Raw genomic sequence first — 8,373 nt, forward strand, 5'->3', positions numbered from 1 at the left:
CGAGGACGGGGAGCCCATGGGCTACGACTACGAGACCGGTGAGTGGGAGGACGGCTGGACCCCGGAGGACGCGGCGGAGAGCAGCGGCGCCCCCGGTGAGGACGCTGACTCCGCGGACAGCACGGACGAGCCCGAGGATGCGGCCGCCTCAGCGGCCGGCGGGTCCGAGCGCGGCTGAGTCCGCGACTGCCGTGCCTCCGGGGGGCGGTTGCCCTCACCCCGGTCAGGTGCTGATCGCCAGGCGGAACCCGGTGTGGCCCAGCGAGGTGTCCGCGGTGGAGGCCGTCCGGGCGGAGGTCCGGTACCGGCGGCAGTAGGAGGCGTGGCACATGTACGAGCCGCCGCGCAGCACCGGCCGCGCGTCGTCGGGGCCGAACCTCCCCGCGGTCCACTCCCAGACGTTGCCGGTCATGTTGTGCAGACCGTAGGCGTTGGGCGGGAAGGCCGCCGCCGCGACCGTGCCCACCGGGGCCGTGGGACCGTCCGGGAACTCCCCCCGGAAGGTATTCATGCGCGGCACGCCGCCCGGTTCGCGCTCGGCACCCCAGGGATAGGGCTGCTGCTCGAGGCCGCCCCGGGCCGCGAACTCCCACTCCTCCTCCGTGGGCAGCCGCGCACCCGCCCAGTGCGCGTAGGCGAGCGCATCGCGGTGGGAGACGTGCGTGACAGGATGATCGGCACGGTTGGCGACCGAGGATCCCGGGCCCTCGGGCCGGTGCCAGCAGGCGCCCGCCACCTCGCGCCACCAGGGCGTCCGGGCGACGGCGGGCGCACGGCGGCGCGCCTCCTCCGGCAGCAGGCCGGCGAAGACGAGGGAGCTGCCATGGGCCTCGGCGTCCGTGCGGTGGCCGGTGTCCAGCACGAAGGCGGCGAACTGGGCCACGGTCACGGTGGTCACCCCGAGGGCGAAGCCGCTCACCGTGACCTCGCGCACCGGCCCCTCCCCGTCCTCCGGGTAGGCGAGCGCATCCTCGCTGCCCATCCGGAAGACACCCCCGCGCAGACCCGCCATGCGCAGGTCCGCCGGGGCCGCGGCTGCGAGCCGTTCCAGCTCCTCCGCGGGCGGAGGAGGTCCTCCGGCGGCCGGCTCCCCTGCGCGGACCTCACGGTCCGGTCCGCAGCACGCACCCATGAGACACACCCCTGACAGACGAACAGACGACAGATCGAGAAAGGCGGGAACGGCTATGACGCCCCCGAACATCGTAGTGATTCAGGCGGACCAGATGGCAGCGCAGGCGCTGGGAGCCTACGGCGACGAGGCCGCGCGGACCCCGCACATCGACGCCCTCGCGGAGGAGGGCGCCGTGTTCGACCGCGCCTACTGCACCACGCCGCTGTGTGCGCCCTCGCGGGCCTCGATGATGACCGGCGTCCTGCCCTCGGAGCTCGAGTGCTTCGACAACGGCGACGACTTCCCCGCCTCCGCGCCCACCTTCGCCCACCGGCTGCGGAGCCTCGGCTACCACACCGCGCTCGTGGGCCGGATGCACTTCATCGGCCCGGACCAGCACCACGGGTTCGAGGAGCGGCTGACGACGGACGTCTATCCTGCGGACATGGACATGGTCCCGGACTGGGGCCGGCCGCTGTCCGCACGGCTGCAGTGGTACCACGACGCGGACGCCGTCTTCACCGCCGGGGTCTCGACGGCGACCGTCCAGCAGGACTTCGACGACGAGGTCACCTTCCGGACGCTGCGCCACCTGGCGGACCGGGTCCGCGCCAACCAGGCCGCCGGCGAGGACATCCCCTTCCTCATGGTCACCTCGTTCATCCACCCGCACGACCCCTACGAACCGCCCCGTGAGCACTGGGACCGCTTCGCGGACGTCGAGATCCCGGACCCCGCCCATCCCGAGGTCCCGGATCCCGCACAGGACCCGCACAGTCACCGGCTGCGGGCGATGAGCGGATTCGACGTGCGGGAGCCGGGGCTCGCGGACGTCCGCCGTGCGCGCCGTGCCTACTATGCGGCGGTCAGCTACATCGACGACCAGGTGGGCCGCATCCGCGCGCGCCTCGAGGAGCTGGGGCTCGCGGAGAACACGGTCGTCATCGTCACCAGCGATCACGGGGACATGCTGGGTGAGAAGGGCCTCTGGTACAAGATGTCGCCCTACGAGCAGTCCGCTCGGGTGCCGCTGCTCCTGTGGGGGCCGGACGGGCTCATTCCCCGAGGCCGGTTCGCCAACCCGGTGAGCCTCCTGGACCTGGCACCCACGCTGGTGGAGCTGGCCGGCGGGGCCAGCGCGGGCGGCGCGGGATCCGCAGGTGCGGACGGCACGGATGCCGGCGGCGCGGGGGGCGAAGGTGCCGGCTCCGCGGGTGCGGAGGCGGCCTCGGCGGGGCTGTCCCTCCTGGAGAGCGCGCGGCGGGAGGCTGCCGGGACGGCGGGGCCCGAGGACCGGGACCTCCTCATCGAGTACCTCGCCGAGGGGACCCACCGGCCGCAGATCACCCTGGTCCGCGGCCACCGCAAGCTGGTCGTGTGCCCCGGCGATCCGGACCAGCTCTTCGACCTCGCACAGGATCCGGAGGAGCTGGAGAACCTGGCCTCGCACCCGGCGCATGCGGAGACGGCCGCGCAGCTGAGGACGGAGATCGACCGCCGGTACGACCTGGAGCGCCTGGAGGAGCGGGTGCGCGCCAGCCAGGAGCGGCGGAAGCTCGTCGCGGGTGCTCTGCAGCGCGGCCGCACGCGGCACTGGGATCTCGTGCCGGATCCGGAGCAGCGCTACGTCCGCGGCGATTTCTGGGGCGCACTCGCCTACGGGAAGATCGCGGACACCGAGCGCTGAGGACGGCGGGCACCGCGTATCCGCTCAGCCGCCCACGGATACGTGGGCGGCGGAGCGGATTTCCGGTGCGGCTCGCCGCGGCGCTCCGCGGCGGGAAACCTGCACCATCTCCTGTCACAAAGCAGATCTGCAGGCAGCGCTGCTCCTTGCCCTCATGAAGCTGTCTCGACAGATCGACAGGCGTGCTGGTGCGACCATCGCGGCGGTCACAGGCGGCGCTGCTCAGCTCGTCACCGTCATCACCGGCCCTGCTGCCGAGGCGTGGGATGCCGGGGGCACAGCAGTCGCCACGGGCTCGTCGAGTCGGAAGACCCGCCTGCGGCTGAATGTCAGTGAGACGTGCGGCTGGATGTCAACGAAGCGTCGGGAAGTCCGCCCTGCTCACAGAAGTCGTCTCTGCATCCCCTGATGCACGATCGTTCGACTTCGACGATCCTGAAGTCATGACCCTCGCAGAGCAGAGCCCCTCGCTGGTCGCCAAGGGCAGCCTCCCCACCTTCATCGACGAGTACCAGAGACTTCCCGCCGAGCTTCAATCCATCACAGCACGGCTGAACAAGGCCACACAGTCGGCCATGTTCGTGCTCGCAGGGTCTGCGAGCTGCGACTCCCTCCCAGCAGGCACTCAAGCACTGACGGGCCGGATCCAACGGCTGCCCGTGCTGCCGCGTGCGCATCGCCTTCGAGGTCGAGGACATCAACAGCTTCATTGTGGACTCCGAAGCAGGTGAGAACGCGTCCGACATCGCAGCGCGATGGATGGAGGAGAACAGCGAACCGGTCGCAGAACGGACGACTCCGGCACACGCACCCTCCTGACCGCAGACGGCCGAACGGATTCAGCCGCCTCGCCGGGGTTGACGAAATGCGCGGCGGTTTCTGGGGCGTCCGCCCACGGGAAGATCGCGGACTCCGGGCGCAGACCGGCCCTGTGCGATACTTGTATCGCAGGAGGTGCATCATGCCCATATCCGTACGCCTTTCCCCTGAAGACGAAGCCCGCCTCGACGCCCTTGCGCAGCGCACGGGCCGCACGAAGACCTTCTATCTGCGGGAGGCGCTCCATGAACATCTGGATGAACTTGAGGAGCGCTTCTGGGCCGAGGACGCCGCCCGGCGATGGGAGGCCTCCGACAGATCGTCACGACCCGCCCACCAGCTGTGGGATGAGCTGGATCTGTGAGATGGGAACTCCGCACCTCAGGTGATTTCGACAAGGCCGCGAGAAAGATCGATCGCGCTCAGCTCACCCGAATCAGAAAGTATCTCGAGGCCGTCTGCGAACTGGACGACCCCCGCTCACGGGGTAAAGGCCTCACCGGTGAGCTGACCGGGTACTGGAGATATCGCATCGGCGAATGGCGAGTTCTCGTCGAGATCAAGGAGTCGGAGATCGTCATCGTCGCAGTGGCGCTCGGACATCGCTCAACGGTGTATCGCCGCTGATCCTGAGCGGGGGTTCCAGCGGTCACCAGCGCCGCCGCCCAGATCGTCACTGTCATTGCCCAGCCGCCTCGGCCCTCAGCGGAACGCGGCCGTGCGGGCGTAGAGGCCGGGGACGCCGCCGGAGTGCAGGAAGACCACGGTGTCGTCCGGGCCGTAGACTCCACGGCGCACGAGGTCGATGAGTCCGGCGGCGGCCTTGCCCGTGTACACCGGGTCGAGGAGGATCCCCTCCGTCCGCGCGAACACGCGCACGGCCTCCACCATCTCCGGTGTGGGCAGCGCATAGCCGGGCCCTACGTAGTCGCCGAGCGCCACGGTCCGCTCGGCCGGCACCGGCGGCAGGTCCAGCCGCTGGGCCACCGCATCCACGAGGGCGCGGACCTTGGGCTCCTGTTCCTCCCGCGGGCGGCTCACGTTGATGCCCACCACCGGGATCGTGCTGCCGGCGGCGCGCAGACCTGCGATGAGCCCGGCCTGCATGCCGGCGGAACCGCTGGGGAGGACGATCGCGGCGAGGCCGTCCTGTCCGCTCAGGAGCCCGTTCTCCGCGAGCTGATCCAGCAGCTCCCAGGCACAGTCGACATACCCCAGGGCACCGGTGTCGTTCGAACCGCCCACCGGGATGACGACCGGCTTCCGGCCCTGCGTGCGCAGCTCCTCCGCGAGCTCCTCGGCGCGCGCCATGAGATCGCTGCCCTGCGGCAGCACCTCCACGCCCTCGGCTCCCAGCAGGTCGAACAGCAGGAAGTTGCCCGTGAACTCCGGCGGGTTGCCGCCGGGTGCCGCACTGCCGGTTGCAGGGCCGGCTTGGGGCCCATCCTCCAGCACCAGGTCCTCCTCGAGCACCAGGTGGCACTCCAGCCCCTCCCGCCGGGCCGCGGCCAGCGTGAGGCGGCAGTGGTTGGACTGCACCCCGCCGGCCGTCACGAGGGTGTCGGCGCCTGCGGCGAGCGCCTCTGCGACGAGGAACTCGAGCTTGCGGGTCTTGTTCCCACCCTGTGCGAGGCCCAGCTGGTCGTCGCGCTTGATCCAGATCTGCGGACCGCCCAGCGCCGCGCTCAGGCGCGGCAGGTGTTCGAGCGGGGTGGGGCCGTTCGTGTACCGGCGACGCGGGACGGCGCGGAGGGCAGGGAGCCCGTCCCTCTGTTCTGCTTCACCCACGGTCAGTTCCCTTCTCCTCGGAACCGCTCACAGCGGCGTTCTCTGTTCCCTCTGGGCCCGCAGCTGCAACCCCCACCGATCCCCCTGCACCTGCGCCCGCAACCGCGGCCTCGGCGGCGGCATCCTCCGCGGCCTCGGCGGCCTTGGTCTTCTCCATCCAGTCCTTCCCGTCCAGGATCCGGGCGACGAGCATGGACGAGGACTGGTCGCCCACCGCGTTGACCGTGGTGGCCGGCGCGTCCACGACGGTGCCGATGATCTGGATGACCGGCAGCGCGGCCGGCGGGAAGCCGTAGAGGGTGATGATCATGAGCTCGCCGATGAAGCCGCCGGAGGGGATGCCCGCCATCACCATGCCGGAGAGCAGGGCGAAGCCGATCGCCGTGAGGAGGGTGCCGGGAGTGAAGAAGTCGCGCTCGAAGATCGCGAAGAGGAAGGCGATCTTGAGGATCGCGCTCAGGCAGGAGCCCTCCATGTGGATGGTGGCGCCGATGGGGATGATCGTCTCCCGCACGTCCCTGGGCACGCCGATCCGCTTGCCCGCACGCAGATTCGCGGGGATCGCGGCGACGGAGGACGAGGTGCCCACGGAGACCGCGAGCGGCTCGATGATGTTCTTCCAGAACGCGGTGAAGCCTCTCCGCCCGCCGGCCAGGAACGCGTAGAGGGAGAAGGCGATGAGGAAGTAGCCGATCGACACCGGGAAGTAGACGAGGAACGCCCGGAGGTAGCCGCCCACCAGCTGCGGGCCCAGCTCGCCGATCAGCGAGGCGAAGTAGGCGCCCAGGCCGATCGGGGCGTAGTACATGATGAGGGAGGTGAACCGGAGGAAGACCTCGGACCCGGACTGCAGGAAGTCGTTGAACGGCTTCCCCTTGGCCCCCAGGCTGCTGGTGGCGAAGCCCACGAGGATCGCGAAGACGATGAGCGCGAGCATGTTCTCCGCGGAGAGCAGCTTGGAGAAGTCGTCCACCACGAAGGTGGAGACGATCTGGTCGCCCAGGGACCCCGGATCCTCGACGGCCTCCGGTTCCGGCAGCGCGATGTCCAGACCCTCGGTGGGCTTGAAGATCCACAGCGCCGCGATCATGAGGACGGAGGCGACGGCTCCGGTGGCGAGGAAGACGCCCATCATCCCGCCGAGGATCCCGCCCAGCCGTTTGGCGGACTGCATGCCCGCCACCGCCGAGGCGATGGAGAGGAACACGAGCGGCACCACGAGCGTGAACATCATGTTGATGAAGACGGTGCCGAGCGGCTTGAGGACCGCCGCCCGCTCACCGAACACGAGCCCGATGATCGCACCGATGACCACGCCGGTGAGGATGGCGAGGGGGAACCGGTAGTTCCGGAGGGCGGTCCTGAACCTCGACCCCGAGGCCGAGGAAGGCGCGGAGCCGGAGGGACGTGCTGAGGACATCGGGGGCCTTTCTCGTCTGCGGCGCGGCTGGCCGCCGCGGATGCACACAGTGCACCACAGATGCGCCGGGAACGCACTGCGGCACCCTGTCGCGAAGGACACGCCGTGCCCTTGTCCCGCACGGCGGCCTGCCCGCATGATGAGGGCATGGTCAACGGTGTCCTTCGCTCAGGTGTCCCTCCCGTCAACGCCCGCGTCGCCTCGCTGGGAGGCTCGCCCATCCGCGAGCTGCTGCGGATCTCGACCTCCCCCGGCATGATCAGCTTTGCGAGCGGCTCACCGGCCAACGAGCTGTTCGACGTCGCCGGAGTGGCGCGGTCCTACGCGGAGGTGCTCGCGGCGGAGGGGCCCCGGGCGCTCCAGTACTCCTCCACGGAGGGAGAGCCGGAGCTGCGCGCGCGGATCGGCGCCTTCCTCACCGCCAAGGGCATCTGGAGCACCGCCGAGGACATCATCATCACCTCGGGCTCGCAGCAGGGTCTGGGGCTCATCGGCCAGGTGGTCCTCGAAGAGGGCGCCGTCGTCCTCACGGAGAACCCCACCTTCGTCTCCGCCCTCCAGGCCTTCGCCCTGGGCGGCGCGCAGTTCCGCGCCGTGGAGACGGATGAGCACGGCATGGTGCCCGAGGCCCTGGAGGCGGCCATCGTGAGGCACTCGCCGCGAGCGGTCTACACCATCCCCACCTTCCAGAACCCCACCGGCGTGACCACGCCCCGGGAGCGCCGCAACGAACTCGCGGACGTCCTCGCGCGGCACGACGTGTGGCTCATCGAGGACGATCCCTACTCGGAGATCCGCTTCCGCGCAGAGCCCCACTCGCCCATCGCCTCGGACCCGCGACTGGCGGGGAAGTCCCTCTACCTGGGCACGCTCTCGAAGATCCTGGCACCGGGCCTGCGGATCGGGTGGATCCGCGGACCGCAGGAGATCCTCGACGTCCTCACGACGACCAAGCAGGGGATGAGCCTCCAGACCTCCACCATCGACCAGCTCGCGGCCCTGCACTGGTGGGAGCACAACGATCTGGAGGAGAAGCTGGACCCCGTGCGCGCGGAGTACATGCGGCGCCGGGACACGATGGTCGACGGGCTCGCGCACGCCCTGCCGGAAGGATCCACGTTCAACCGGCCGGACGGCGGCATGTTCGTCTGGGCGAGCCTGCCGGAGCCCTACGACGCCAACCACGCCCTCTCCGTGGCGATCGCCGACGGGGTCGTGTACATCCCCGGTTCGCACTTCTACGTCGCGGATCCGGTGCCGGGCACCCTGCGGCTGAGCTTCGTCTCGACCTCCGTGGAGCGCATCGAGGAGGGGATCGAGCGCCTGCACGCGGTGTTCACCCACGACTACCAGATCTGAGCGCGTCCTCCTCTTCGTCTGGCGGCGAGGCCGGGGCACGCTGTCTCTGACGGCCGGCCTACGCTGCCTTTCACAGGCTTCCTACGCTGCCTTCTGCAGGCATCCTGCACTGCCTTCTGCAGCCGGGAATCCGCATGCCGCACCGGTCACGGCCTCTACACTCTCCCCATGAGTGCTCACCTCGCC

8 protein-coding genes are annotated in these 8,373 nt (G+C 70.1%); 5 read left to right on the plus strand and 3 right to left on the minus strand.

The genetic code is table 11. The features are described 5' to 3' along the window. Positions 1 to 223 precede the first annotated feature (223 nt). Positions 224 to 1,132: a formylglycine-generating enzyme family protein gene (locus Q0A33_RS10955; RefSeq protein WP_291796278.1), complete on the minus strand. Its 909-nt coding sequence runs from the start codon at positions 1,130 to 1,132 to the stop codon at positions 224 to 226. 55 nt (positions 1,133 to 1,187) lie between these two features. On the opposite strand from Q0A33_RS10955, the gene betC reads away from it, so the two are divergent. From betC to Q0A33_RS10970, 4 genes are all read left to right on the plus strand, one after another. Continuing rightward, a complete protein-coding gene (betC, locus tag Q0A33_RS10960) occupies positions 1,188 to 2,801 on the plus strand; it encodes a choline-sulfatase (RefSeq protein ID WP_291796281.1) in 1,614 nt (537 codons plus the stop codon). 326 nt (positions 2,802 to 3,127) lie between these two features. Continuing rightward, positions 3,128 to 3,532, plus strand: a complete 405-nt coding sequence (locus Q0A33_RS16590; protein WP_363316579.1) for an AAA family ATPase — start codon at positions 3,128 to 3,130, stop codon at positions 3,530 to 3,532. Between the two features lie 230 nt (positions 3,533 to 3,762). Then, positions 3,763 to 3,984: a TraY domain-containing protein gene (locus Q0A33_RS10965; RefSeq protein ID WP_291796283.1), complete on the plus strand. Its 222-nt coding sequence runs from the start codon at positions 3,763 to 3,765 to the stop codon at positions 3,982 to 3,984. Further along, positions 3,981 to 4,247, plus strand: coding sequence for a type II toxin-antitoxin system RelE/ParE family toxin (locus Q0A33_RS10970; RefSeq protein WP_291796284.1), 267 nt, complete (start codon positions 3,981 to 3,983; stop codon positions 4,245 to 4,247). The genes Q0A33_RS10965 and Q0A33_RS10970 overlap by 4 nt, the downstream gene beginning before the upstream one ends. Positions 4,248 to 4,322: 75 nt before the next feature. On the opposite strand, the gene Q0A33_RS10975 is transcribed toward Q0A33_RS10970, so the two are convergent. Together Q0A33_RS10975 and Q0A33_RS10980 are read right to left on the minus strand one after the other, a co-directional pair. Further along, positions 4,323 to 5,408 carry a D-cysteine desulfhydrase gene (locus tag Q0A33_RS10975; RefSeq protein ID WP_291796287.1) on the minus strand — a complete coding sequence of 362 codons (1,086 nt, stop codon included), beginning with the start codon at positions 5,406 to 5,408 and terminating at the stop codon, positions 4,323 to 4,325. Continuing rightward, complete coding sequence (locus Q0A33_RS10980) at positions 5,401 to 6,828, minus strand: dicarboxylate/amino acid:cation symporter (protein ID WP_291796290.1); 1,428 nt, start codon at positions 6,826 to 6,828, stop codon at positions 5,401 to 5,403. The genes Q0A33_RS10975 and Q0A33_RS10980 overlap by 8 nt, the downstream gene beginning before the upstream one ends. Positions 6,829 to 6,975: 147 nt before the next feature. Between Q0A33_RS10980 and Q0A33_RS10985 the strand changes: the two genes are divergently transcribed. Next, entirely contained in the window at positions 6,976 to 8,187 is a 1,212-nt protein-coding gene (locus Q0A33_RS10985) for a PLP-dependent aminotransferase family protein (RefSeq protein WP_291796293.1), read from the plus strand. Positions 8,188 to 8,373 lie beyond the last annotated feature (186 nt).

This window comes from Brevibacterium sp., from assembly GCF_022712115.1.
GTDB classification, from domain to species: Bacteria; Actinomycetota; Actinomycetes; order Actinomycetales; family Brevibacteriaceae; genus Brevibacterium; species Brevibacterium salitolerans.